This is a genomic window from Stenotrophomonas pictorum JCM 9942 (genome assembly GCF_001431585.1).
GTDB classification, from domain to species: domain Bacteria; phylum Pseudomonadota; class Gammaproteobacteria; order Xanthomonadales; family Xanthomonadaceae; genus Stenotrophomonas; species Stenotrophomonas pictorum.
Map to the genome: position 1 here is coordinate 126,281 of NZ_LLXS01000007.1, position 25,927 is coordinate 152,207.

The following is a 25,927-nucleotide window of genomic DNA, read 5'->3' on the forward strand; positions in this document are numbered from 1 at the left end:
CTCGTCCCTACCATCGATGGATTCCCTCGTTACCCGGAACCACCGTCATGGAAGCCACCCCGCGCCGCGTCGAACACCAGCAGACCGACAAGGGTTACGTGCCGGTCTATACCACCGCGGTGGTGGAGCAACCCTGGGACGGCTACAGCGCCGATGACCACGCCACCTGGAGCACCTTGTACCAGCGCCAGCGCGAGCTGCTGGTCGGCCGCGCCTGCCAGGAATTCCTCGATGCCCAGGACGCGATGGGCATGAGCGCGCACATGATTCCGCGTTTCGACCAGCTCAACGAAGTGCTGGGTGCGGCCACCGGCTGGACCCTGGTCGGGGTCGAAGGCCTGCTGCCGGAACTCGATTTCTTCGATCACCTGGCGCACCGCCGCTTTCCGGTGACCTGGTGGATCCGCCGCCCGGACCAGATCGACTACATCGCCGAACCCGACCTGTTCCACGACCTGTTCGGCCATGTGCCGCTGCTGATGAACCCGGTGTTCGCCGACTACATGGCCGCCTATGGCCGTGGCGGCGTCAAGGCGCATGCGATCGGCCCGGACGCACTGCAGAACCTGACCCGGCTGTACTGGTACACAGTGGAATTCGGCCTGATCAATACCGCCGATGGCCTGCGCATCTACGGTGCCGGCATCGTCTCGTCGAAGGGCGAATCGCTGTACTCGCTGGAATCCGCCGCGCCCAACCGGATTGGCTTCGACCTGGAGCGGATCATGCGCACCCGCTACCGCATCGACACCTTCCAGAAAACCTACTTCGTCATCGACAGCTTCGAGCAGCTGATGGCGGCGACCGGACCGGACTTCACCCCCATCTACGCGCGTCTGGCCGATACCGCGCACCTGCCGGCCGGCCAGGTGCACGAGGGCGATATCGTGTTCCAGCGCGGCAGTGGCGAGGGCTGGGCCGAGGGCGGCGACGTCTGAGACGTCTTGCCCTTGGCGCCGCAAGGGAGCAGCCACCCCGGGCGGCTGTTCCGTCTCAAGCCGCGCGATGCACGCCGCCGGCAACCCTCACCCCGCGGCGTGGCGCACCTCCACCGTCACATGCACGATTTCCTCGTGGATGGACAGCGCGCGGTGGAACACCTCTGACTCCACGCCCGGCGCGGTGACCACCTCCATCGCGCAGGCGAAACGGCCACGGCCGACCTGCCAGACATGCAGATCGGCCAGCCGCGCCGGCACCGCGCCCTGCTCCACCGCCTCGCGGATCTCGGCCACCACCGGCGCGTCCATTTCCGCATCCAGCAGCACCCGGCCGGTCTGGCGGATCAGGCCAACGGCCCACACCGACACGAGTACCGCGCCGACGATGCCCATCAGCGGGTCCAGCCACGAAGCGCCGAAGTACAGGCCGCCCAGCAGCGCGATGATCGCCAGCACCGAGGTGGCCGCATCGGCCAGCACGTGCAGGTAGGCCGAACGCTGGTTGAGGTCATGGTGATGGCCGTGGTGGTGGCCATGATCGTGGTGATCGCCATGGGCGTGGTCATGACCGTGATGGTGCTGGTCGCGCAGCCACCAGGCGCACAGCAGGTTCACCGCCAGCCCCACCACGGCGATGGCGATGGCCTGCGGGTAGTGGATGGGGCTGGGCTTGAACACGCGCGCGATCGACTCGAACGCCATCAACCCGGCCACGCCCAGCAGCAGGATCGCACTGGTGTAGCCGGCCAGGATCTCAATCTTCCAGGTGCCGAAGGCGAAGCGCGGATCGTCGCGGTAGCGCCGCGCGCAGGCATAGGCGAACGCGGCCAGGCCCAGCGCCAGCGCGTGCGAGCTCATGTGCCAGCCGTCGGCCAGCACCGCCATCGAGTTGAACCACCAGCCGCCGGCGATCTCCACCCCCATCATCAGCACGGTCAGGATCATGGCGCGACGGGTGTTCTTTTCGGCCATCGGATTGCCTTCGCTGAAGGCATGCCGGTGGCGGCGGGCGGCGGCAAGGGCGTCCAGGGACATGACGGCGGCTTCGGAGAAAAGTGGCGCGCATCATATACCCCCCATGGGTATATGATGCGCGCATGGCCCATATCCAGCGCGACAGGAAGAAACTGCTCACCCGGGTGCGCCGCATCGCCGGCCAGGTGGCGGCGCTGGAACAGGCGCTGGAGACCGGCGACGACTGCGATGCGGTGCTGGTGCAGATCGCCGCGGCCAAGGGCGCCATGCACGGGCTGATGCTGGAGGTGATGGCCGGCCACCTCAGCGACCATCTGGTGGCCGAACCGGATCAGGCCCGGCGCGAAGCCGAGGCCGCGGTGCTGCTGGACCTGCTCAAGCGCCATGCCCGCTGAATGCGGCCTTTCGCGCGGCCGGTGCCGCCGCTGAACCGGGCCGGTCCGGCGGTGCGGGGCCGGCCATGTAAAATGCCCCGTTTTTAGTCAGGAACCATGGCGAAAGCTTCCCAACGGGCGTCCCTCCAAGGCCCGGCGTTCATTCGCCTGCTGGCGCGCTTCGCGGACGCGGAGCTTTCCCGTACGCCGCCGGCCCTGTCCGAGCGGCTGAACCAGTGGTTCGACTGGAACCGGGCGATCACGCTTTCCAGGGCCCTGGAGGGCCGGCTTCCGGCGGCGCTGGACGGGCCTGGTTTCGACAGCCACGAAGACGCCGAGTGCGCGCGGCTGCGGGCCACGCTGCTGGACACGATCCACGCCGGGCTGCCGGCGACACCGGCCCGACGCATCGGCGCGGCCGAAATCCAGACCCATGGAGCCTACGCGCCCTACCACCAGCACTACCTGGGCGTGCAGCGCTCGATGCAGATCACCACGGGCACCCTGCGTGGACGCCTGCGCGACATGCTCGCGCTGCAATCGCCCGCCAAGGCGCGGCTGGCCGAAGTGGACGCGGTGATGGAGGCCACCCTGAGCCCGCGCGAGCACAGCCTGCTGTCGCGCGTGCCCGCCCTGCTGGGTATGCATTTCTCCCGCCTGCACGATGCCTGGCGGCACGACCTGGCGGCCCCTGCTTGCCCCGATATATCCGAAGATGCCGCAGCGGTGCCGTGCGGCCCCTGGCTGGCCGTGTTCGAACAGGACCTGCGCACTGCGCTGCTGGCCGAACTGGATGTCCGTTTCCACCCCATTGAAGGCCTGCTTGCAGCGCTTCGTAGCCGGTAAACCGAACCTCATGTCCAAGACCTTGCTCCGTGTCGCCGTGTTTGTTGTCGGTCTGCTCGCCATCTGCTGGATCGGCGCGGGCTATGTCACCAGCAATCTGCTGGGACTGGGGATCACCGCGGTGATCGCCGCCTGCTATCTCGCCGGCGCACTGGAGCTGCGCCGCTACCGGCAGGCCACACTTACCCTGGAGCAGGCCCTTGCCGATGTCGCGCCGGCACAGTCCGACCTCGGCGCCTGGCTGGCACGCCTGCATCCGGGCCTGCGCAACGCGGTACGGCTGCGCGTGGAAGGCGAACGCGTGCCGCTGCCGGCACCGGCGCTGACCCCGTATCTGGTCGGTCTGCTGGTGTTGCTGGGCATGCTGGGCACGCTGCTGGGCATGATGGCGACCCTGCGCGGTACCGGCCTGGCGCTGGAAAGCGCGACCGATCTGGAAGCCATCCGTGGCTCGCTCGGGGCGCCGGTCAAGGGTCTGGCGTTCGCCTTCGGCACCTCCATTGCCGGTGTCGCCGGTTCGGCCATGCTCGGCCTGCTGTCAGCACTGTGCCGGCGCGAACGCGTGGACGCGGTGCAGCGCCTGGACCTGCAACTGGCCACCACCCTGCGCCCGTACTCGCACGCCCACCAGCGCGAAGAAGCCTTCCGCCTGCTGCAGCAGCAGACCGGCTTGATGCCGGCCCTGGTCGATCGCCTGCAGTCGATGATGGCCACGCTGGAACAGCACAACCTCAGCGCCGCCGAACGCCTGGCCAGCAGCCAGCAGGAGTTCCACCGTCGCACCGAAGCCAGCCATCTGCAACTGGCCAGCTCGCTGCAGCAGTCCCTCACCGCCGGCATGGCCGAGAGCGCCAGGACCGTGGGCAACGCGCTGCAGCCGGTGGTGGAAACCACGCTGGCCGGGCTCGCCCGCGAAACCGCGGCGATGCAGGCCAGCGTCAGCCACGCCGTGCAGCAGCAGCTCGATGGTCTGGCCGGCAATCTGCAGGCCACCACCCGCGCGGCCGCCGAGACCTGGAATGCGGCCACACAGCAGCAACGGCAGACCAATGATGCGTTGCTGCAGCACCTGCGCGACAGCCTGCAGCAGTTCACCCAGACCTTCGGGCAACGCTCCGACGATCTGCTGGCCAGCGTGTCGTCGCACCTGCAGCAGAGCAGCCAGGCCACCACGCGGGCCTGGAACGAAGCGCTGTCGCATCAGCAGGACATCAACGAGCAGCTGGCCACGCGCAACGAGCAGGCCCTGACCCAGGTGGCACACAGTTTCGAACAGCGCGCCAGCGCGCTGCTGGAAGTGATGCGGCACTCGCATGCCGAACTGCAGGCCACGCTGGAAGCGCGCGATCAGCAGCGCCTGACACAGTGGGCCGACAGCTTCGCTGCGATGACCGCCACGCTCGACCAGCAGTGGCAGCACAGTGGCGAGCAGATCGCCAACCGCCAGCAGGCCATCTGCGACACCCTGGCACGGACCGCCGGCGACGTTTCCGCCCAGCTGCAGGGCAACGCGGCCGACACCCTGGCCGAACTCTCGCGCCACGCGCAGCAGCTCACCACCGCGGCGGAACGTTTCGATACGCGCACCGGCACCGTGCTGGACGCGATGCAGCAATCGCATGGCCAGCTGCAGGCCACGCTGGAAGCGCGCGATACGCAGCGTCTGGCGCAATGGTCCGAGGCCCTGTCGGCCATCACCACGACGCTGAGCCGGAGCTGGCAGCAAAGCAGTGACCATGTCGCCAGCCGCCAGCAGGAGATCTGCGACACGCTGGCGCGGACCGCCAACGCGATGTCCGAGCAGTCACAGGCACATGCCCGCGACACCATCGCCGAGATTTCGCGCCTGGTGCAGAGCGCCTCCGAAGCCCCGCGCGCGGCCGCCGAAGTGGTGGCCGAGCTGCGCCAGAAACTGTCCGACAGCATGGTGCGCGATACCGCCATGCTGGAAGAACGCAGCCGCCTGCTGGCCACGCTGGAAACGCTGCTCGATGCGGTCAACCATGCCTCCACCGAACAGCGCTCCGCGGTGGAGGCGCTGGTCAGCACCTCGGCCGATCTGCTCGAACGCGTCGGCAGCCGTTTCTCCTCCCAGATCGAAAGCCAGACCGGCAAGCTCGACCATGCCGCCGCACATGTCACCAGCAGCGCGATGGAAGTGGCCAGCCTGGGCGAAGCCTTCGGCACCGCGGTACAGCTGTTCGGCAGCTCCACCGAAGCGTTGAACGCGCGCCTGCAGGGGATCGAATCGGTGCTGGAGAAATCGCTCACCCGCAGTGACGAGCAGCTCGCCTACTACGTCGCCCAGGCGCGCGAGGTGATCGACCTGAGCATGCTCTCGCAGAAGCAGATCATCGGTGAGCTGCAGCAGCTGACCGGACAGCGCGCCGCGGTCGGGGCATAAACCGGATGAGCGACGAGATCGAGCTCGATTCCGAATCCACCGCCACCACCTGGGCCGCCTTCGGTGACCTGATGTCGGTGCTGCTCGGTGCGTTCGTGCTGATCCTGGCCGGTGTGATCGGCATCCAGTTGCAGCTGTCCCGCCAGCTGGATGAGGAGGTCAAGCAGCGCCAGGTCGAAGCGGCCAAACTCAAGACGCTGGAGCAGGCTCTGGCCGCCCCCCTGGCGGCCGGCCGGGTGACCGTGATCAACGGCCGCATCGGCATCAGCGGCAGCGTGCTGTTCGCGTTGAACTCCGACCAGTTGCAGCCTGACGGCCGCGCGCTGCTGCAGAGCCTGGCTGCGCCGCTGCGCGACTATCTGGGCACGCGCGAGGAGGTGCTGATGGTCAGCGGTTTCACCGACGATCAGCCGGTGCGGGTGAGCAACGGCCGTTTTGCCGACAACTGGGAACTGTCCGCCGCACGCGCCCTGACCGTGACGCGCACCCTGATCGCCGACGGGGTGCCGTCGGCGTCGGTTTTCGCCGCCGCATTCGGCGCCGAACAACCGGTCAGCTCCAACGCCGATGAAGCCGGGCGGGCCAGGAACCGGCGCGTGGAGATCGCGCCGATTCCGCGCCCCAAGGTGGACAGCACCGGCAATGGCCGATAAACCGACCTCACCGTGGCTGCAACTGCAGGCGTGGCGCGAACAGGGCGCCGACCGCATCGATCCGCTGCGCTTCAGCCTCATCGACGGCCTGGCACGGCGCGCGGCAGCGCACGACGGCCAGGTCACCCAGCTGCTGCACGCGCGGCTGGCGCAGCTGGTCGCCGACTATGCGCGCGTCGTGGCGGCCTCGCCACCGGCCACGGCCGCGGCGGCGGTGAGCCCTCCAACGCCGCTGCGCGCGCTGCTTGCGCATATCGGCGGTGCGGCGCAACCGGCGCTGTCAGCCTGGCCACCCCCTGCGGCGGCACCAGCGGGTGCCACCCCCGCCACCGCGGCGGCCACCACGGCGCGGGAACCGCTCGCGGTGCTGGACGAGTTCCAGCAGCTGTGGGGCCGCATCCGTATCGACAGCCTGCTGCGGCAGTCGCAGGAGGCGATCTCCGAAGACGCCGGTCCGCTGCACTCGAGCGTGCTGCTGCACCGCGCGATGACGCTGATGCGTGATATCTCGCCCGAGTACCTGCAGCACTTTCTGGCCTACAGCGATGCGCTGTCGTGGCTGGAGCAGCTGCATACCGCTGGCGGCGCGCAGGGCGCGGAGCCGGCCCGTACCGGCACCGCCCGCAAGGCCGCGCGCCGTTCCGCTCCGCGTCGCCGCAAGGCGTCTGCGGCGGCGGAACAGATCCCGGACGCAGCGCCGGAGTGACGTCCGCTGGGAGGCCTGCGGCAACCGGCAGACAGACGGCGCGGTGTCACGCGCCGTTGTCCTGGTGCCTCCGGCAATGACCGGGCATCAGGCCGCGGTATCGACCAGCACCAGCTCGGCATCTTCCAGCGCGCGCACCACGATCGTGTCCACGCCGCTGATCGCGGCGCCGTCGCGGGCCTCGATCAGCACGCCGTCGACTTCGACGTTGCCGGTGCTCGGCACCAGGTAGCCGTGACGGCTGGCATCGCTGAAACGGTATTCGGTGCTCTCCCCGGCCTTGAGCGTGGCGCCGGACACCCGCGCGTTGGCCCGGATCGGCAGCGCCTCGTCATCGCCGGGCAGGCCGCTGGCCAGCGCCACGAAACGGCCGGAACGCTCACCGCGCGGGAACGGCTTCGCGCCCCAGGCCGGGGTACCGCCGCGCTGCTCCGGGAAGATCCAGATCTGGAAGATACGGGTGACGCCCGGCTCCTGGTTGTATTCGGCATGGCGGATGCCGCTGCCGGCACTCATCACCTGCACATCGCCGGCCACGGTGCGGCCGCGGTTGCCCTGGTCGTCCTGGTGGCTGATCGCGCCTTCGCGCACGTAGGTGATGATCTCCATGTCCGCATGCGGATGCGGCGGGAAGCCGGCGCCGGCGGCGATGGTGTCGTCGTTCCACACCCGCAATGCGCCCCAGTGCATGCGCGCCGGATCGTGGTAACCGGCAAACGAAAAATGGTGCTTGGCATCGAGCCAGCCGTGATTGGCTCCCCCAAGGCTGGCGAACGGGCGACGTTCAATCATGGCGTGCTCCTGTGGAACGATGGATGTGAGGGGTGCAGTCTAGGGCGCGGCGCGTCCGGCAAAAACGCGCCCGGCGGCAAAGGATCATTTCCCTTTGCGAGATGATGTGCCGGACCGGCGGGACGCCTCACCGGCGCCGGTAGTGCCGCCCGGCCCTGCCCGCTCTGGGATCCGCCCGCATGCGCCCGGCCCATGATCGCGACGAAACCTTGCTGCGCGAAGCCGCCGCCACTCGGCAGCGCGGCAGCGAAACCGTCGGTGGCCGGCGGTTCCCGACCGACCGGCGCCTGCACGTCATCACGCACCGGTTCAATGGGCAAACCGGGAAAACCGGGATTCCGCTGGCGGATATCCTCCGGCGGCGGCGGTGCTGGACCCGGCTGTTCAATGTGGTTCCGCTGCTGCCCCATTCGCTGGCAGTGGAAACCGGCGACGGTGCTGGGCACTGTTTTGTGCCTCAGGGCCGCAAACCCTGGGCCCGGGCGATCCAGGGCACTGCTGCAACGGCAGGCAGTTTGAACGGTGCGGCCACCAGCGCGAGGTGGTCACGCAAGCGTGGTGTTGCCGGCGCCGTCTGAGCGCTGCGCCGGTCTCAGCGCGGCGCGATCGCCGGATAGGCCAGCAGCAGCACCAGATCCGCCTCGCCGTGCTGCTGCAGTGCATGCGTGCTGCCGGCGCGGGTCAGCAGCGCGTGACCCGCGCCGACGTCATAGTGCGTGCCATCGAGCACATAGCGGCCACGGCCGCTGACGATGTAGTAGATCTCGTCCTTGTGCTGCGGATGCAGGCCGATGCCGGCGCCTTTGTGCAGCACCCGCTTGCGCAGCACGAACGGCAGATCGGCCACGTCGGCAAAGAACGAATAGGCGGTGGTCGGACCGGCGCCGCCGTGCGGACCGGGTTGTTCGCGGGCGATGTCCTGTTCACGGATCACCTGTGAGCCGTGCGGGTTCGTCACCTCGATCTTCGGTACTGCTGCAGGCGAGGACAAAGCCAGGGCGGTTGCAGCGCTGCGGGGCGCTGTCGCTGTCGCTGTCGGCGACGAGGTGACCGCACCGCAATCGATATCGCGCTTCAGCATGGCCTTCATTTCCGGCTGCAGCTCCACCCAGCCCCGCATCACCAGACAGGCCACCGCGGTGGCACCGGCCGCGCTGAAATGGGTGCCATCGGCCTTGCCCTGCTCGGGCACGAACATGAAGTACGGCTGCGCGCCCTGCTCGCCCAGCGCGCGGATCCAGGCCATCGAGCTGGCATTGAGATCGATCAGCGGCACATTCTGCTCGCGCGCCAGCCGCTGCATTGACCGGGTGTAAAGCCCATGGGTGTCCAGCAGCGCGCCGAAGTCGTACAGCAGCCGCGCGACCGGGGTTATCAGCACCGGCGTGGCGCCCTTCGCGCGCGCGGTTGCCACATAGCGCGACAGCAACGCCGGGTAGTCGGTATCCGGATCGGTGTACCGCGTGGGGTCCTCGAACTTGGCGTCGTTGTGGCCGAACTGGATCAGCAGCACGTCGCCGGGCCGCAGTTCCTTTTCAATGGCCTGCAGGCGCCCTTCATTGAGGAAGCTGCGCGTGCTGCGCCCGCCGATGGCATGGTTGCGTACCTGCCACTGCCCCGGGTCCAGCCAGCTCTGCAGCATCTGCCCCCAGCCGGCCTGCGGCGCGCGCTCCGGGCCGTACGTGGCGGCGGTGGAATCGGCGGCGATAAAGACCCGCTGCGCGGGAGGGGCGGCGCTGGCGAGGCCGGCCAGCGACAGCAGCGCAAGCAGCAAGGGGACGTGGCGTTTCATCGGCATGGGCTCCGGCGGTGGAAGGTGAAACAACAAGGGCGCCGTTGGGCGCCCTTGTCTGCCCTGCAAGGGCGATACAGCTGCGGGCCGGCTTACTTGCCCAGCACGCCCTTCACGTAGGCGACGATGTCCGCGTCCTGGGCGTTGTCGAAGAACGCCTTCTGGAAGCGCTCGCCACCGACGGCCTGCTTCACCAGCTCCGGGTCGATCGCCTTCAGGCCTTCGATGAAGTCCTTCGAAGCGCCCTGCTTGACCTGCGCCAGGATGCCGGCATTGGCCATCTGCGATTCGCGACGCTCGGCCGGGTAACCCTGGCCGCGCTCACCGGCGAACGCCTTCTCGAAGATGTAGCGGATGTTGATTTCCGCGCCCCAGCCGAAGCCCTTGGCGAACGGCAGCGACAGCGCGTTGCCGCTGTTGACCTGGGCGAACAGGAACGCGTCGGTCGGCTCGATGCAGTAGCCGCAGAACACGCCCGGCCATGCGTTGAGCGACATCAGCGCGCCCTGGCCGGTACCGCAACCGGCGACGACGAAGTCCACGGCCTTGGAATTCAGCAGCAGCGCCGCGCAAATGCCTAGGTGGATGTAGGTCAGGCGGTGGTCGTTGTCACCGTCCATGCCGACGTTGAACACGGTGTGGCCCTGCGCGGCAGCCACCGTGTTGAGCTGTTCCAGCACCACCGGGTTCTTGGCGGCCTGGCTGAACTCCTGCATCAATGCGATTTTCATTGCGGAACTCTCTATTCAGTACGGGATTGCATGAAGCGTGCACGGCGGCGGCCGGCACGCGGGAAACGGGAATCAGCGCGCCAGCCAGCCACCATCGACCGGGATGATCGCGCCATTGACGTAGTCCGAGGCGCTGGACGCCAGGAACACGGCGGTGCCGCCGAGGTCTTCCGGCTTGCCCCAGCGACCGGCCGGGATGCGATCCAGGATCGCCTTGTTGCGGTCTTCATCGGCGCGCAGCTGCGCGGTGTTGTCGGTGGCCATGTAGCCCGGGGCGATGGCGTTGATGGTCACGCCCTTGCCGGCCCATTCGTTGGCCAGCAGGCGGGTGATGCCGGCGATGCCGCTCTTGGAAGCGGTGTAGGACGGCACCCGCACGCCGCCCTGGAAGGACAGCATCGAGGCGATGTTGATGATCTTGCCGCTGCCCTGGGCGATGAAATGCTTGCCGGCGGCCTGCGACATGAAGAACGCAGACTTGATGTTGACGTTCATCACGTCATCCCAGTCCTTCTCGCTGAAGTCCACCGCGTCGGCGCGACGGATCAGGCCGGCGTTGTTGACCAGGATGTCCAGCCGGCCGAGGCCGGCGAGGGTTTCGGCCACCACCCGCTCGACCGGCTCGATGCTGATCAGGTTGGCCTCGATATTGAGGAAGCGCCGGCCCAGCGCACGCACCTTCTCGGCGGTTTCATCGGCCGGCACGATGCCCGCGCCGGCGATGTCGGCGCCGGCGGCGGCCAGTGCCAGCGCGATGCCCTGGCCCAGGCCGGTATTGGCGCCGGTGACCAGCGCGACCTTGCCTTCAAGACTGAATGGATTCGTCATGGTGTTCCTCTCCCTGAAGCGGTGGTTCGGGTTCGTGATGCCGGCGGGGTCGCCGGAGGGGGTGCGCCGGCATTGCAGCCGCCGGTGCGGGCGTAGGCCAGGGCCTGACGGTGAGGTTCCGGCCCGTTCGCGGCCATTCTAGCCAATTATGGAAACCGGTGTCATTTTGCAGCGCAAGATCACACAAATCCATTGAAAACAAACTGTTGGGGGTTTAGTCCTGCGGCGGCTGGCAGGAATCGCGCACGATCAGGTGCGGACGCACGCTGGCCATCGGCAGCGGGCTGTGGCCCTCGGGCTGGATCAGCATCGCGGCCGCTGTTCGCCCGGTGTCACGGGTATTGCGGCGCACCGAGGTCAGCGACGGCCACAGCCGCGAGGCCAGCGGGCTGTCGTCGTAGCCCACGATCGACAGTTCCCGGGGAATGCTGATGCCGGCGCGCATGGCCACCTTGTACACGCCGGCGGCCATTTCATCGTTTCCAGTGAAGATCGCGGTCGGTCGCTGTTTGCCCAGCAACAGCTTCTCGGCCGCGGCCACACCCGATTCGAAGGTGTAGCCGGCCTCGATGATGCGCGCCGGCGGCAGTTCGATGCCGCGGTTGTGCAGGGCCTCGATGAAGCCGGCGGTGCGTTCATGCGCCGAGCGGTAGGCGGTCGGGCCGGTGATCAGCGCGATGTCGCGATGGCCCAGCGAGAGCAGGTAGTCGGCCGCTTCGGCCGCGCCATCGCGGTCGTGGGTGATCACCATCTGCGAGGTGTCATCCAGCGGCAGTGCGGCGATGCGGGTGAAGCGGCAGCCGATCTCCTCGAGCATGTCCGCCAGCGCCTGGTCTTCGGAGGCACGCGGGACCAGGATCACCCCATGCAGCTTCTGCTGCTGCACGAAACGCTTCACGCCTTCGATATAGCCGGGACTGCGCGTATCGCACGGATGCACCACCAGCTCGAAGCTGGAGCCGCGCAGCGCGTCCAGCGCACCGTTCTGCATGTCCACCACGTACTGCGCGGTGGGGTTGTCATAGACCATGCCGATCAGGAACGAGCGCCGGAACGCCAGCCCTCGGGCCAGCGGATCGGGCGCGTAGCCGACCTCGCGCATCAGCGCCTCGACCTTGTCGCGGGTGTCTTTGCGCACCAGCGGCGAGTTGTTGATGATCCGGGACACCGTCTTTTTGGAAACCCCGGACAGCCGCGCGATGTCATTGATCGTGGCGGGTCGTCCTACCGGGCGGGAGGTGGGGTCGGTGTCGGCTTTCTTGCGCAAGGCGATGTCCTTGAAACCGTTCAATACAGGCATTCTAGCGATCCGCGTTCAATCAAGAGCGCGGTAGCGGAACTGGCGGAAGTGCACCTTGCCGTCCCCCGCGGCGTAGATCGCCGGCTTCAGGGCAAGGAAGCCACCGGAGACATTGTGATGGTAGCCGGAGACTTCCATCTGAACGGGATACTTTTCCCAGTTCGTACCGTCGCGGGAACTGTGCACGGTGAGGATATGGCGGTTGTTGGTGACCCGCAGCCACAGCTTGCCGCCGGTGGCACTGGGCCGGGGCCGGGTGGGGCGCTCATCGCCGTAGCGGTGCAGGATGAAATCCTCGCCGTTGCTGCCGACCCCGGCATACAGGCGGTCGCTGTAGAACAGCAGCGCGCCGCCGAAGGCGCCCGGTTCGATCTCCATTTCCACCTCGAACTGGTAGGCCACATCCCCGGCGATGGCGGTCAGCGGCGAGGCATCGCGCGGGGTGCGGCCCTTGCCCTGCAGGGTCAGGCCGTCCTTGCCGAAGCCCAGCCGCTGGTACTCGTCCTGCGCCGGGTTGAAGAACGACCACTGCGCGCCGAGCGTGTCGCCGCGGAAGTCGTCCGACAGCGCCATGCCATGCGCCTGCGACTGGCCGGCCGGCTTGGCCAGCGGACGGGCCAGATCGCCGCCCTTGGCCACGAACCAGCCGTCCTTTGTCCATTCGATAGGCTCCAGCAGCATCTGCCGGCCCAGCGTCCAGTAACCGTTCTCGTAGCCGTGATAGACCATCCAGTCGCGGCCGTCCGTGCCTTCGACAATCGTGGCGTGGCCGCGCGACCACCACGGCTCGGCGCGGCTGACGGTGCGCGTGATCGGATTGTGCGGCGAGTTCTCCCACGGCCCGTGGATCGAACGCGAACGCGCGGTGATCACCATGTGCCCGGTCGGCGGGCCGGCGGTGCCGCCCACCGCGGTGGTCATGTAGTACCAGCCGGCGCGGAAGCTGATCTTCGGGCCTTCCTGGGCGTAGGCTTCCACGTCCCAGCTTTGCGGATAACGCCAGCCGTCATAGACGTGCTTCGGTTGCCCGACCACGCTCAGGCCGTCGTCGGCCAGCTGCACGTAATCACCGCCGGACAGGAACAGGTAGCGCTTGCCGTCTTCGCCCACCGCGTGGCCCGGGTCGATGTACTTGCCCAGGCCGATCTCGACCGGCTCGCTCCACGGGCCGCGGATGTCATCGGCCCACACCACCCAGTTGCTGCGCAGGTTGCCTTCGGTGCCGCCCACGCGCGCCGGGAAATAGATGAAGTAACGGCCCTGGTGCTTGACGATGTCCGGCGCCCAGATCGAGCCGACATTCGTGCGGATCGCATGGCCCAGCGGCTGCCAGTTCACCAGATCGCGCGAGTGCCAGATCGGCAGGCCGGGATAGGCATCGAACGAGGACAGGGTGAGGTAGTAGTCGTCACCATCCTTGAGCACCGACGGATCGGGACGGTCGCCGGCCAGTACCGGATTGAGGAAACTGCCATTGCCCAGATCGGCCTGGCGCTGGTGTTCGATGCCGCGCTTCCAGGGGGAGGGCGCCTCCTGGGCCAGCGCCGGGGCGGCGGCCAGCAGGCAACCGAGGGCCAGCGCGGCCAGGCTACGGGTCACGTTCATTCTCTTCTCCACAGGCAGGGGGCCGGGGCCCCCGATCATCAGACAGCCGGAACGGTGCGCCCGCAGGCACGCCCGCCCCGTCGTTGCATCAGCTGCGCAGCAGCGCCGGCAGCCACAGCGACATGCCGGGGAACAGCGTCACCACCAGCAGCACCGCCAGCCCGGCCAGCCAGAACGGCCAGATGGTCTTCATGCTTTCACCGACGCTGATCTTGCCGATCGCGGTGCCGATGAACAGCACCGAGCCCACCGGCGGCGTGACCAGCCCCAGGCCACCGGTCAGCACCAGCACCAGGCCGAAGTGGATCGGATCGATGCCATAGGCCTTGGCCACCGGCAGGAAGATCGGCGTGCAGATCAGGATCAGCGGCGCCAGGTCCATGAAGGTGCCCAGCAGCAGCAGCATCACCACGATCATCAGCAGTACCGCGTACTTGCTGTGGGCGAAGGACTGCAGGAACTCCACCGCGGCGGCCGGCACCTGCAGGTAGGCCAGCAACCAGCCGAACACGGCGGCGGTGGCGATCACGAACAGGATCACACCGGTACTGCGTGCGGCATGCACCACCGTTTCCATGAACTCCTTGATGCGCAGCTGGCGGTACAGCACGGCGGTGACCAGCAGCGCGTAGACCACCGCGATCGCCGCCGATTCGACTGCGGTGAAGATGCCGGCGCGGATGCCGAAGAAGATCAGCCCCACCAGCCCCAGGCCGGGCAGGGCGGCGATCAGGCGGGTGAACACCGCACGCATGCCCGGGAACGGCTCCACGCCGTAGCCGCGGCTGCGCGCCACCGCATAGCCGGTGACCATCAGCACCACGGTCATCAGCAGCGCCGGCACGATGCCGGCCGCGAACAGGTCGGCGATGGACAGGCCGCCGCCGGCCGCGGCCGAGAACAGGATCAGGTTGTGCGAGGGCGGCACCAGCAGCGCCACCAGCGCCGCAGTGATGCTGACGTTGACCGCGAAGTCGCGGTCGTAACCGCGCTTGACCATCTGCGGGATCATCGTGCCGCCGACCGCCGAGACATCGGCGATGGCCGAACCGGAGACACCGCCGAAGAACAGCGAGGACAGGATCGAGACCTGGCCCAGGCCGCCGCGCAGGCGCCCGACCAGCGAGGAGGCCAGCGCGATCAGGCGCTCGGAGATACCGCCGCGCATCATGATTTCACCGGCGAAGATGAACAGCGGAATGGCGATCAGCGAGGCCGAACCGGTACCGGCGGAGATCTGCTGCACCAGCACGATGCTGGGCAGGTCCAGGTACAGCAGGGTGGCCAGCGAGGCCGCGGCCAGCGCATAGGCCACCGGCACGCCGATCAGCAACAGCACGCCGAACACGGCAAACAGGATTGCGATACCCATGGTTCAGCGGTCTCCTTCAACAGCGGCGGCGGCCATGGCCACGTCCACGCGCAGCGACAGCAGCAGGCGGTTGAGCGCGAACACCGCCATCAGCGCCCCGCCGAGGCTCAGCGGCAGGTAGTTCACGCTCTGCGGCAACGCGGCGCCAGCAGTCTTGATGTGCAGGCCGTCGCTCCACAGCAGCCAGCCCCAGACGGCGATGAAACCGCCGATGGTGGCGATGATCAGCGGCACCAGCGCCTCGACCAGGCGCCGGAACAGCGGGTTCATGTGCTCGGCCAGCAGGTAGAAACCGAAGTGGCGGTTGGTGTGCACGCCGGCGGCGGCGCCCATGCTCATCGTCGTGCTCAGCAGCAGCAGCGTCACCGGCTCGGTCCAGCTGGGCGAATCGTTGATCACGTAGCGGGCGAACACCTGCCAGCCCTGCACCACGACCAGCCCGAGCAGGGCGAGCACGGCGATATGGATGACCACCGTGGCCAACTGCTCGAGCAGCTTCTGCGGGCCGGTCAGGATCGGAGTTGCGTTGGAATCGGACATCAGGACGGACCTCAGGCGAAATCGCGGATGCGGCGGTGGAGGGCGGCGATCTCCGGCTGCTGCAGGTACTGCCGCAGCAACGGCGCGGCCGCCGCACGGAAGGCCGCCATATCCACCGCGTTGGTCTCCACTCCAGCCGCCAGCACCGCCTGCCGCGCCTTGTCCTCGGAGGCGTCCCAGGCGCTGCGCATCTGCTGCACCGACTGCCGCGCCAGCTCCAGCAGCAGGCCACGGTCGGCCGGGCTCAGCGCCTCCAGGCTGCGGCGCGACATCAGCAGGATGTCCGGCGCGTAGGAGTGCTCGCTCTGCGACCAGTAGCGGGCCGCCTCGAAATGGCGGCTGGAATGGAAGCTGCGCATGTTGTTCTCGGCGCCGTCGATCATGTGCGTCTCCATGCCGGAGAACGTGTCGCCCAGCGACATCGGCGTCGGGTTGGCGCCGAACAGGCGCATCAGCTGCAGGAAGATGTCCGAGCTGGCCACCCGCAGCTTCAGCCCGTGCAGCTGCCTGGGCTCCACGATCGGATGCTTGGTGTTGTAGAAGGAGCGCGCGCCGCAGTCGTAGATCGCCAGCCCGACCAGATCGCGGCTCTCGAAGCCGCGCAGCACGTCCTCGGCGATGCCGCTGTCCAGCGCGTGGCGCATGTGCGCGACCGAGTCGAACACGTACGGCAGGCACAGCGCGCGGGTCAGCGGGAAAGCGTTGTTGAGCGCGCCCGAATACACCCGGGTGATGTCGATCGCGCCGAACCGGGCCATGTCGATGGCCTCGGACTCGCGGCCGAGCTGGCCGGAGTGGTACTGGTTCAGGCGCAGCCGGCCGCCGGTATGCAGTTCGAGCTGCTGGCCGATCCATTTGACCGCGGTGACCGTGGGGTAGTCGGCCACATGCACGTCGGTGGCGGTCAACAGCTGGCCGCCACGGCCGGCATTGCCGCCGCCGGCCGAACACGCCCCCAGCAGCGGCGCGGCCAGCGCGCCCAGGCCGGTGGTGAGAAAACCTCTGCGAGTGATCATTGCGCCCTCCGCGCGTACCCGCTGTACGGACCGGTCAGCCGGCCGCCACAGCCTTGCAGGAAATATCGCCATGGCCTTCAAAGCGGATCACCGCCTGCTGGCCCACCGCGATGTCATGGATGCCGGTGGCATTGCCGGTGGCGATCAGCTCGCCCTTCTTCAGCGGCCGCCCGCGCCTGGCCGAACGCGACAGCGCGAACGCATAGGCCGCGCGCAGCCCTCCGGGCAGGTTACCCGCGCCGCCGGTGCCGACCACCTCACCGTCGATCTCGGTGCTGGCACGCAGCTGCGATTCGTCCAGCGCCGTCCAGTCGGGAATCTCCGCCGCCAGCACCAGGCCATTGTTGTTGCCGAAATCCGACACCACCACCCGCGGGCCGAGCTGGTTGATCGTGGCCAGCGGGCTGCTGGCCACTTCCACGCCGATGAACATCCGTGCCGGCAACGCCGCCGCTTCCTCCGGCGTCCACTCCAGCTTGTCTGCCGGGGCATCGGCCTGCAGCTGCAGCACGTACTCGGCCTCGACCGCGGCAAAACCGCCGGCGCCGGAAAACACCGGAATGTCGTTGATGCCACCGGTAGCATTCCAGAGATGGCGCGAGAACACCGGGCCCAGCAGGCGCTCGTCACCGGACCCATCGCGGCGCTCCGGCGCGATGAAACCGACCTTCCAGCCCACCACCGCATCGTCCCAGCGGGCGATGGCCAAGTCCTGCACCCGGTAGGCGGTGACCAGATCCTCCGGGATCTCGCCCGGGAAGTCCGGAAGCGATGCGCCGCTGCGGCGGGCATCGACAAAGCTGCGGGCAATAGCGTCCAGCCCTGCGGTCTGCGGGTCCTGGCTGTCCTGGTCGTTGCTCAAGTGAGTCTCCTGATGGCTTTGCTGCACCGCGCATCGACAGTGCCGTGACTGGCTGTATATGGTAAACCGGTGTCATCTGGCAATGTGCAGTGCACCAGACCCGCCCGTTCCCTCCTTGCATGCCTCCCTCGATGCCGAACCGGAAACTCCCCAAACCCTTGCATTCAAAGCGTCTTGCGACTGTTCTGGCTTTTCTGTGGTCAATTCCGGGACTGGCCGCGGCCACCGAACCGGAGCCGGGATCGGCCGACCGGATCGCGCTGTGGTCACAGGAGGTGCCACCGGGAGACAAGCCGCTGCCGCAAGCACCGCGCATCGTCGAGCGCAGCACCGATCCGGCGCTGCCGGACCGCTATATCGACCATGTCAGCGCGCCCTATCTGGTGGCCTACCGACCGGCCCGGCCCAACGGCAGCGCGCTGCTGGTGATCCCCGGTGGCGGCTACCAGCGGGTGGTGCTGGACAAGGAGGGCACCGCGCTGGTGCCGGCGTTCGTCGAACAGGGCGGGATGACCCTGTTCGTGCTGCGTTACCGGCTGCCCGGCGAAGGCCGCGCCGACCGCGAGGCGGCACTGGCCGATGCGCAGCGCGCGCTGCGGCTGATCCGCCACCGCGCCGGCGACTGGGGCATCGACCCGCGGCGGATCGGGGTGATGGGGTTTTCCGCCGGTGGCCACCTGGCGGCGCGGCTGGGCAACGGCTTCGATACGCCGGTATACCCGGCCACCGATGCCATCGACACGGTCAGCGCCCGGCCGGATTTCCAGCTGCTGGTCTATCCGGTGATCGACATGGAAGGGCCCGACAGCCATGCCGGCTCGCGCGAACGGCTGCTCGGTGGCGCCGATACCCCTGCACTGCGGCAGCGCTATTCGATGCAGCAGCAGGTCAGCGCAAGCACACCGCCGACCTTCGTGCTGCACGCCGCCGATGACGAGGTGGTGCCGGTCGGCAACAGCCTGCTGTTCTACCACCGCCTGCAACAGGCCGGCATCCCCAGCGAAATGCACCTGTTCCCGCGGGGTGGACATGGCTTTGGCACGCGCGGCACAGCCGGCCTGACCACCGCCGTCTGGCCGCAGCTGGCGCTGGCCTGGATCGCCGCACAATCGCCGGAGGCGAACCGATGAGCACGACCTCTTCTCCCCCGGCCCCGGCCCGGCGCGACTTCCTGCGCCGCAGCGCGCTGCTGGGTATCGCCGCCGGTCTGGGCAGCCCCGCCCTTGCAGGCACGCCGGCCAGCCCCAGCCCGATCGCACGGCTGCGCAGCGGCAGGGTCGCCGGGCAGACCGAGCAGGGCGTCCATGTATTCCGCGGCATTCCCTATGGCGGCGATACCGCACCGCGCCGGTTCCAGCCGGCGCTGCTGGAAGCACCGTGGCGTGGCATCCGCGATGCGCTCGATTACGGCCCGGCCGCACCGCAGGGCGGGAGCGAAGGTCCGGGCAGCGAGGACTGCCTCTACCTCAATGTCTGGACCCCGGCGCTGCGCGACGGCGGCAAGCGGCCGATCCTGTTCTATATCCACGGCGGCGCCTACAACAACGGCTCCGGCAGCGATCCGCTGTACGACGGCGGCAATCTTTGCCGGCGCGGCGATGTGGTGGTGGTCACCGTCAACCACCGCCTCAACCTGTTCGGCTACCTCTATCTGGCCCAGCTCGGCGACGAGCGCTTTGCCGACTCCGGCAACGTCGGCCAGCTGGATCTGGTGCAGGCGCTGCAGTGGGTGCGCCAGCACGCCGCGGAATTTGGCGGCGATGCCGGCAACGTCACCGTGTTCGGCCAGTCCGGCGGCGGCGCCAAGATCGCCACGCTGATGGCGATGCCGGCCGCGCAGGGTCTGTTCCACAAGGCGTGGACGATGAGCGGGCAGCAGGTCACCGCCGCTGGCCCGCGCGCGGCCAGCCAGCGCGCGCAGCAGGTGCTGGACCATTTCCAGGGTGATGCCGAAACGCTGCGGCGCCTGCCGATGGCGCAGCTGCTCGAAGCGGTGAAGCTGCGCGATCCCTCGCGCGTGGAGAACACCGCGCTGTACCTGGGGCCGGTGCTCGATGCCCGCAACCTGCCGGTACATCCGTTCTGGCCGCAGGCCCCCGCGCAGTCGGCCGGCATCCCGATGGTGATCGGCAACACCCGCGACGAGACCCGTGCCTTCCTCGGCAACGACCCCAAGCACCATGCGCTCAGCTGGGAAGAACTGCCGGCCAAACTGGAAGCCCAGCAGTACGTCGACCTGCTGCCCTCGGTGGTGATCGCCGAATACCGGCGGCTGTACCCGCAGTACACGCCCTCGGAGGTGTTCTTTGCCGCCACCACCGCCGGCCGCTCGTGGCGCGGCGCGGTCGAGGAGCTGGAAGCGCGCGCCCGGCAGGGCGCGCCGACCTGGGCCTACCAGCTGGACGGGTACGACCGCGACGGCGACGCCGCCGCGCTGCGCGCCTTCCACACGCTGGATATTCCGCTGGTGTTCCACAACAACGCCCAGCCCGGCTCGCGCACCGGCAGCGGGGCCGCGATGCAACAGCTGTCCGACAGCATGAGCGACGCGCTGCTGGCCTTGGCCCGCACCGGCGACCCCAACCATGCCGGTCTGCCGCGCTGGGACCGCTACGGACTGGCACGCCGCCAGACCATGGTGTTCGACACGCCGAGCCGGCAGATGGACGATCCGCGCGGCGGCGAACGCCGGCTCTACCAGCAGGCCCCCTTCATCCAGCGCGGTACCTTCTGAGCCCGATCATGACCTTGCGACCGTTGCTGTTTTCTCTCGCCCTGGCGCTGACGCCGGCAGTGGCCTGCGCCGCGCTGGATCCGTCCATCACCGAGCGGCCCACGCCCACCCCGATCCGCGCCAGCAAGATCGTGCTGGTCGGCGATTCCACCACGGCGGTGCAGGGCGGCTGGGGCCCGGCATTCTGCGCGCGCCACGTCAGCGCGTTCCTGAGCTGCGTGAACCTGGCCCGCGGCGGTCGCAGCAGTTACAACTACCGTGCCGAGGGTTCGTGGGACATCGCCCTGCAGGAGATGCGGCCCGGTGCCTACCGCGACGTGCATGTGCTGATCCAGTTCGGTCACAACGACCAGCCCGGCAAGCCGGGACGCTCGACCGATCTGCAGCACGAATTCCCGGACAACCTGCGCCGCTACGTGCGCGAGGTCCGCGCCGCCGGCGCCGTGCCGGTGCTGCTCACACCGCTGACCCGGCGCCAGTTCCGCGCCGGGGTGCTGATCGACGATCTGGCACCGTGGGCAGACGCCACGCGCCGCGTCGCCACCGAGCTGGACGTGCCGCTGGTGGATCTGCATGCGCGCAGCACGGCGGCGGTGCAGGGGATGGGCCCGGTGCAGGCGATGCGCTTTGCCCAGGCGCCGGCGTTGCCGGTCCAGGTCAGCGCGGCGCAGGCCGGCACCACCATCGGCGCGCCGCCAGCACCCGGTACGCCGGCGCCCGGCGGGGTCGATGCCAACGCGATCGAGCCGATGGGCCAGGCCAAGATCGCCTTCGACTACACCCACCTCGGTCCGGAAGGCGCCGGCTTCTTTGCGGCAATGGTGGCCGACGAGCTGGCGCAGCAGGTGCCGGCGCTGCGCCGCAACCTGATCCCCTGAGAACTCTCGGATGGCGTCCATGCTCCACCCGGCGCGGGCCTCGGAACACAGCGATAACCGCTCTGGCTTAATATCGACTGATGCATGATGACCTCCACCGCTACCCGCCGTTCCCGGGCCGCAAGCGCCTGCTGGCCGCGCTCGACCAGGCCATCCAGCAGCCCGGCATCAAGGCGATCACCCACACCGTGGAGCAGGTACTGCGCGAGGCGATCGCCGACGACCAGATCGTCCTGCCGGCGGGCGTGCACGAGCCCGTCCACGATCACTACGCCCGCCGCGAGCTGTATCGCAGCCCTATGCATGGCTACAGCGTGGTGGCGATGACCTGGGGCCCGGGGCAGGCGACCCCGCTGCATGACCACAGCGGGCTGTGGTGCGTGGAAGGCGTTTGGAACGGCACGCTGCAGATCACCCAGTACGCGCTGCAGGAGCAGGCCGGCGAGCGGTTCCAGTTCCGGGCCGGGCGCGGGCTGCTGGCCGGACGCGGCAGCGCCGGCTGCCTGATCCCGCCGCACGAGTACCACACCATCTGCAACCCGAGCCCCGATCAGATCGCGGTGTCGGTGCACGTCTACCAGCAGGTGATGGAGCGCTGCACGGTGTTCCTGCCCGATCCGGCCCACCCGCACTGGTATCTGCGCGAAACCCGCGATTTGCAGACCGAGACCGCGCCGGCCCAGCGCACCGCGGTGGCCAGCGGCGGCTAGGCCCTGGGTGCCCCCGCACCGGCCAGGTGCGGGGGCACCCAGGGCTACCTCACTGCAGCGGCAGGCTGTTGTTCAGCGCCGTCACCTCGGCCACCTCGCCGTCCTGCAGCACCTGCACGCGCGCCCCTGCGCGCACGAAACCGGCCGGCAACGGCAGCTGCACGGTCACCGTCTTGGGCAGCAGGTCACTGGGCGCCGGCAGCGCCGGAATCACCGCCCGCGTCACTTCCCGGTCGCGGGCATCGCGCACCACGGCCACGCCGGGGACGGTGGCGACATGGCCCAGGCTGTGCACGGTCAGATGCAGCGTGTCGCCTTCGATGCGCAGATCGCCGCGGCCGATGCCCAGATCGGCACGCCCGCTGACCGGGGTGCCGGCCTGGATCCGTTCGAACTCGAAACGCTGGGTCTTGCCCGGCACGAATTCCAGTGGCGTGGCCATGCTCTTTTCGAAATCGATCTCACGCAGCTGCACCCGCCCGTCGATGCGGCCGTCGCCATCGGCATCGATGCCGCTGCGCACCTGCCAGCGGCCGGCGGCCACGTTCCAGCCGGTCATCTGCACCGCCTGCTTGCGGCCGCTGAGGTTGTAGGCGGTGACGCTGAAGCGCTCGGGCGAGGGCGCGTCCACCAGCAGCGCGACCTGCTCGGCGGCGGCAGCGTCGGCAAAGCTCCAGCTCACCGTGTGCCCCGGCCAGCTCTGGTTGCGCTTCAGCGCGATACCGCCCAGCCGCGCGCGCTGCAGGAACTCGCTAGGCGCCTCGACCCGGTCACTCCACCAGTGGCCTTCGGTGTTCATGTATTCGCGCTGCGCCTTGGCCTGGATGCCCTCGGCGTGCAGCTGCTCCAGGTACCGGGTGTCGCCGGTGAGCTGCCAGGCGGTCACGCTGGCGAAGCCGCCGCCACCGTTGTCGGCCTCGGTGATCAGCTGCTTGCCCCAGTCCTGTTCGCGGCCCAGCACCTGCACGAGGTTCTCGCCCAGGTTGGACAGCGCGCCGGGGCCACCACGCTGCACGCGGTAGTCCAGCCCCTGCAGATATCTGTCGTCACCACTCCAGCGCCACGCGGCCCAGAACGTGTGCATCACATCGCCACTGCCCGAGCCCTGGTTCAACTCGCCGCCACGGGTCTGCCCGGTCGCCCAGTTGATTTCATTGGGCAAGGTGAAGCGGCCCTTGTCGTCGGTGTAGGCGTGCGCCAGCCAGCTGTCGGCCAGGCCGGTGACCAGCTTGCGACCGGTCGGATCGGCGTTGTACTCGCCGATCAGGAAGGCCGGATGCAACGCCGGGAACGAGTACGGCTTCTGCCACTGCCAGTTCGGCTCGCGGTAGACCTTGTTGCCGCCGAACCAGTTGCTGGAAAACAGCAGGTGGCCCTGCGGATTGGGCAGAATGATGCGCTCGTCGAAGGCCTTGACCGTTTCCATCAGCCGTTCGACGGTCAGCGGATCGCCCCAGTTGAGGTAGAGCATCGCGCTGTTGGCGTTGATGCCTTCCTCGTAGGAATGTAGCTCGTCGGTCTCGATCGTGCTCAGGCCGTTGGCGAACATGCCGTTGCGGTAGATCGCATCGGACAGCGCGGTCAGCGAGGCGTTGAGCTTGTCCGGCTGCACGCCCATCAAGGCCAGTCCCGGCCACTGCTGCACCAGGTCCGAATCATCGGACAGGCCACCGCCGAAATCGCCATAGGCGACCTGGCGGTTCTCGATCCACCAGTCGATGAAACGGCGCACGTACTTGAGGTCTTCGGTCTGCCGGAACGCCCACAGCGGCACGCCCTTGGGCGCGGCCGGCTGCGCGAACGGCGGCTTGCCCTGGCTGTTGTAGCTGATGTAGTTCCAGTACAGGCGGCCCAGTTCGTGGTCCGGATCCACCCGCAGCAGGTCGCTCAGATCCGCATAGACGCGCGCGTACAGGCGCTGGCGCTTGGAGGTGGTGTGCTCCTCGACCAGGAAACCCCAGTTGTCGCGTACCTGGTTGAAGCGGTCGGCCACGTGTTCACCGAGCGCCTGCTTGCGGTCCTTGAATACAAGGCGTACTTCGCCACCATCCAGTGATGCGGCATTGAAGCCCGGTGCCGCCGAGGCCACCGAGATCCACAGGCTGTCGGCGGTGAGGATGCGGTCACGCAGGTCCAGCCACAGCGTGCGCTTCTGCCCGGGTTTGACCGAGACCGATACGTCGATCATGTCGCGCGCCGGCCAGATCGGGTCCTTGATGCGGATGTTCAGCGGGATCAGTCCGTCGTGCGTGGCCGGCAGGTCCAGCGCCGGAATGTCGATGGCCACCCCGTCCAGGCCGTCATGCATGTTCTCCCAGCTGTGCGCCCAGCTGCGGATCAGCGGCTGCGCGGCCGGTGCATCACCCACGCCGGAGGGAATCAGCACATGCACGATCGGCAGCGGATCGGCCGGCAAGGTGCCGGCGCCGCGCTTGCGTGCCCCGGCCCCCTTGGGCAGCGCCATCACCGTGCTGCGTTCGGCCTGTGGATAACGGCCGTCGATATACGCCCGCAGCGCGGCGATGTTGGTGTAATCGGGCAGCACGCTGCTGTCGATCAGGTAGCGCTGCTTGACCGTGCCTGCCGGCTCGGCGGCGTCGCTGACGTGGTAGCCCCAGATCTCCTGGATCGGCGTTTCCTGCTCGGTGTTGCGGAAGTGCAGCTGACCGCCGCGCTGCGCGGCGAAGCTGTCGACACTGCGCACCACGCCCTGCGGCCGGGTGAACAGCGTTCCGGCGGTGCCAGCCAGGGTGCCGAATGCGGCGCCGCGGATCTCCACCCGGTTGATGGTTTCACCGTCGGGCACGGTCAGGTCCAGCTGCTGGCCGCCCTCGACATAGGTGTTCCAGTCCGGCAGCTGGAAATAGTCGTCACGCCCGGCCAACCGCGAGCGGTTGTAGACGCCCGGCCAGGTGGTCTCGGCGATACCGTCGGTGCCTTTCCACATCCACTGTTTGAGGTCCTTGACGTCGGCAAACTCGACCTTGCGGATCGTCGTGGTCGACGCGGCAAGCGCCGGTGGCGGCGCGCCTTCCCAGCCGTGACGATGCCACCAGCTGCGCTGAGAGGGCGCGACGGTGGGCGCCACAGGCGGTTCGGCATGGCGGGCGAGGGCGGCCACCGCCTCGCCATCGAGCAGGCGGTCGTAGACGCGGATCTCGTCGAAGTCGCTGCCACGCAGGAAGTTGTAGCGGCTCTGCACCTGGTAGGGCGCCATCACCCGCCCGGCCAGGCCGAGCTGGTCCAGCGCCGCATCGTAGTCGCCGGTGGTCTGCGCGCGTGCCACTTCCTTGCCATCGACAAAAAGTTTGACGCCGTGGTCTTCATCCCAGCCGAAAGCGATGTGCTGCCACTGCTGTGGCGACGGGTTTTTATCCAGCTTGAACGAGACGCGGGTGCGCGCCAGGTTGGCGTCGGTGACGAAAGCATCGAAGCCGTGGCCGTTCCAGTCGATGCGCAGCCAGGCCATGTCCCAGCTGCTGTGGTCGGCATAGCCGACGCGGAAGATCACGAACGGCGCCTCGCCCACGGCATAACGCGAACGCCAGAAGAACGACAGCGTGCCGCGCTGGGCGTGGATGTTGCCCGGCGCATTCCACGACAGCACGCCATCATCGGCCCACTCGATCGCGCTGCCCCGCGCGCCGTCGGCGACGATCTTCACCTTGTCCTGGAAGTTGGGGGTGGCATCGCCCGCGGCGCGATCGGCGACAAACCCCTCATCGGCGGACACCTGGAACAGCAACTGGGCCGGTGCCGCCCATGCCGTGGGCGCCTGCAGCAGCATGCCCAGCGCGCAGGCCAGAAGGGAGGGACGCAAACAAGTCTTCGGGTTCATCAGCTCACTCTTTCCACACATGTTTCTTCA

General features: G+C 68.3%; 23 protein-coding genes. 11 read left to right on the plus strand and 12 right to left on the minus strand.

What is annotated here, in order from left to right; all coding sequences use genetic code 11:
- The first annotated feature begins 47 nt into the window (after positions 1-47).
- Positions 48-938 (plus strand): phenylalanine 4-monooxygenase, encoded by an 891-nt coding sequence (phhA, locus tag ARC78_RS03060; RefSeq protein ID WP_054660215.1) that lies wholly within the window; start codon positions 48-50, stop codon positions 936-938.
- 87 nt (positions 939-1,025) lie between these two features.
- On the opposite strand, the gene dmeF is transcribed toward phhA, so the two are convergent.
- The gene (dmeF, locus tag ARC78_RS03065; protein ID WP_054660217.1) at positions 1,026-1,976 is read right to left on the minus strand and encodes a CDF family Co(II)/Ni(II) efflux transporter DmeF; all 951 of its coding nucleotides are present in this window, start codon (positions 1,974-1,976) and stop codon (positions 1,026-1,028) included.
- A gap of 62 nt (positions 1,977-2,038) precedes the next feature.
- Here dmeF and ARC78_RS03070 point away from each other — a divergent pair, with 62 nt between their 5' ends.
- The 5 genes from ARC78_RS03070 to ARC78_RS03090 all read left to right on the plus strand — a co-directional run bounded on the left by ARC78_RS03070 (position 2,039) and on the right by ARC78_RS03090 (position 6,899).
- The gene (locus ARC78_RS03070; protein ID WP_057505709.1) at positions 2,039-2,311 is read left to right on the plus strand and encodes a metal/formaldehyde-sensitive transcriptional repressor; all 273 of its coding nucleotides are present in this window, start codon (positions 2,039-2,041) and stop codon (positions 2,309-2,311) included.
- A 96-nt stretch (positions 2,312-2,407) separates the two neighbouring features.
- Positions 2,408-3,136 carry a DUF3348 domain-containing protein gene (locus ARC78_RS03075; RefSeq protein ID WP_057505710.1) on the plus strand — a complete coding sequence of 243 codons (729 nt, stop codon included), beginning with the start codon at positions 2,408-2,410 and terminating at the stop codon, positions 3,134-3,136.
- 10 nt (positions 3,137-3,146) lie between these two features.
- Entirely contained in the window at positions 3,147-5,540 is a 2,394-nt protein-coding gene (locus tag ARC78_RS03080) for a DUF802 domain-containing protein (RefSeq protein ID WP_054659978.1), read from the plus strand.
- Positions 5,541-5,545: 5 nt separating this feature from the next.
- Complete coding sequence (locus tag ARC78_RS03085) at positions 5,546-6,193, plus strand: OmpA family protein (protein ID WP_054659976.1); 648 nt, start codon at positions 5,546-5,548, stop codon at positions 6,191-6,193.
- The gene (locus tag ARC78_RS03090) at positions 6,183-6,899 is read left to right on the plus strand and encodes a DUF2894 domain-containing protein (protein ID WP_057505711.1); all 717 of its coding nucleotides are present in this window, start codon (positions 6,183-6,185) and stop codon (positions 6,897-6,899) included. The genes ARC78_RS03085 and ARC78_RS03090 overlap by 11 nt, the downstream gene beginning before the upstream one ends.
- A gap of 87 nt (positions 6,900-6,986) precedes the next feature.
- Here ARC78_RS03090 and ARC78_RS03095 read toward each other — a convergent pair whose 3' ends face one another.
- Positions 6,987-7,691, minus strand: coding sequence for a pirin family protein (locus ARC78_RS03095; RefSeq protein ID WP_054658447.1), 705 nt, complete (start codon positions 7,689-7,691; stop codon positions 6,987-6,989).
- A gap of 179 nt (positions 7,692-7,870) precedes the next feature.
- Here ARC78_RS03095 and ARC78_RS03100 point away from each other — a divergent pair, with 179 nt between their 5' ends.
- Positions 7,871-8,269, plus strand: a complete 399-nt coding sequence (locus tag ARC78_RS03100) for a hypothetical protein (protein WP_054658445.1) — start codon at positions 7,871-7,873, stop codon at positions 8,267-8,269.
- Positions 8,270-8,283: 14 nt separating this feature from the next.
- On the opposite strand, the gene ARC78_RS03105 is transcribed toward ARC78_RS03100, so the two are convergent.
- The 9 genes from ARC78_RS03105 to ARC78_RS03145 form a co-directional block, all read right to left on the minus strand.
- Positions 8,284-9,489, minus strand: coding sequence for a GDSL-type esterase/lipase family protein (locus ARC78_RS03105; RefSeq protein WP_054658443.1), 1,206 nt, complete (start codon positions 9,487-9,489; stop codon positions 8,284-8,286).
- Between the two features lie 86 nt (positions 9,490-9,575).
- Positions 9,576-10,214, minus strand: coding sequence for an RpiB/LacA/LacB family sugar-phosphate isomerase (locus ARC78_RS03110; RefSeq protein WP_054658441.1), 639 nt, complete (start codon positions 10,212-10,214; stop codon positions 9,576-9,578).
- Between the two features lie 72 nt (positions 10,215-10,286).
- On the minus strand, positions 10,287-11,042 hold the full coding sequence (gene kduD / locus ARC78_RS03115) for a 2-dehydro-3-deoxy-D-gluconate 5-dehydrogenase KduD (protein ID WP_054658439.1): 756 nt from the start codon (positions 11,040-11,042) through the stop codon (positions 10,287-10,289).
- Positions 11,043-11,256: 214 nt separating this feature from the next.
- Complete coding sequence (locus ARC78_RS03120; RefSeq protein WP_241772641.1) at positions 11,257-12,342, minus strand: LacI family DNA-binding transcriptional regulator; 1,086 nt, start codon at positions 12,340-12,342, stop codon at positions 11,257-11,259.
- A 15-nt stretch (positions 12,343-12,357) separates the two neighbouring features.
- Positions 12,358-13,947, minus strand: a complete 1,590-nt coding sequence (locus ARC78_RS03125) for a family 43 glycosylhydrolase (protein ID WP_054658437.1) — start codon at positions 13,945-13,947, stop codon at positions 12,358-12,360.
- An 88-nt stretch (positions 13,948-14,035) separates the two neighbouring features.
- A complete protein-coding gene (locus ARC78_RS03130; RefSeq protein ID WP_054658435.1) occupies positions 14,036-15,319 on the minus strand; it encodes a TRAP transporter large permease in 1,284 nt (427 codons plus the stop codon).
- A gap of 3 nt (positions 15,320-15,322) precedes the next feature.
- Positions 15,323-15,859, minus strand: coding sequence for a TRAP transporter small permease (locus ARC78_RS03135; protein ID WP_054658433.1), 537 nt, complete (start codon positions 15,857-15,859; stop codon positions 15,323-15,325).
- An 11-nt stretch (positions 15,860-15,870) separates the two neighbouring features.
- Positions 15,871-16,875 (minus strand): TRAP transporter substrate-binding protein, encoded by a 1,005-nt coding sequence (locus ARC78_RS03140; RefSeq protein WP_057505712.1) that lies wholly within the window; start codon positions 16,873-16,875, stop codon positions 15,871-15,873.
- Between the two features lie 34 nt (positions 16,876-16,909).
- Positions 16,910-17,737 (minus strand): 2-keto-4-pentenoate hydratase, encoded by an 828-nt coding sequence (locus tag ARC78_RS03145; RefSeq protein ID WP_054660792.1) that lies wholly within the window; start codon positions 17,735-17,737, stop codon positions 16,910-16,912.
- A 131-nt stretch (positions 17,738-17,868) separates the two neighbouring features.
- Between ARC78_RS03145 and ARC78_RS03150 the strand changes: the two genes are divergently transcribed.
- From ARC78_RS03150 to ARC78_RS03165, 4 genes are all read left to right on the plus strand, one after another.
- Positions 17,869-18,867, plus strand: coding sequence for an alpha/beta hydrolase (locus ARC78_RS03150; RefSeq protein ID WP_057505713.1), 999 nt, complete (start codon positions 17,869-17,871; stop codon positions 18,865-18,867).
- A complete protein-coding gene (locus ARC78_RS03155) occupies positions 18,864-20,471 on the plus strand; it encodes a carboxylesterase/lipase family protein (RefSeq protein ID WP_057505714.1) in 1,608 nt (535 codons plus the stop codon). The genes ARC78_RS03150 and ARC78_RS03155 overlap by 4 nt, the downstream gene beginning before the upstream one ends.
- A gap of 8 nt (positions 20,472-20,479) precedes the next feature.
- Positions 20,480-21,349: a rhamnogalacturonan acetylesterase gene (locus tag ARC78_RS03160; protein ID WP_057505715.1), complete on the plus strand. Its 870-nt coding sequence runs from the start codon at positions 20,480-20,482 to the stop codon at positions 21,347-21,349.
- Between the two features lie 80 nt (positions 21,350-21,429).
- Positions 21,430-22,059 carry a cysteine dioxygenase family protein gene (locus ARC78_RS03165; protein WP_057505716.1) on the plus strand — a complete coding sequence of 210 codons (630 nt, stop codon included), beginning with the start codon at positions 21,430-21,432 and terminating at the stop codon, positions 22,057-22,059.
- Positions 22,060-22,108: 49 nt separating this feature from the next.
- Here the strand turns inward: ARC78_RS03165 and ARC78_RS03170 are convergent, their stop codons facing one another.
- Positions 22,109-25,897: a LamG-like jellyroll fold domain-containing protein gene (locus ARC78_RS03170; protein WP_199398890.1), complete on the minus strand. Its 3,789-nt coding sequence runs from the start codon at positions 25,895-25,897 to the stop codon at positions 22,109-22,111.
- Positions 25,898-25,927: the final 30 nt, after the last annotated feature.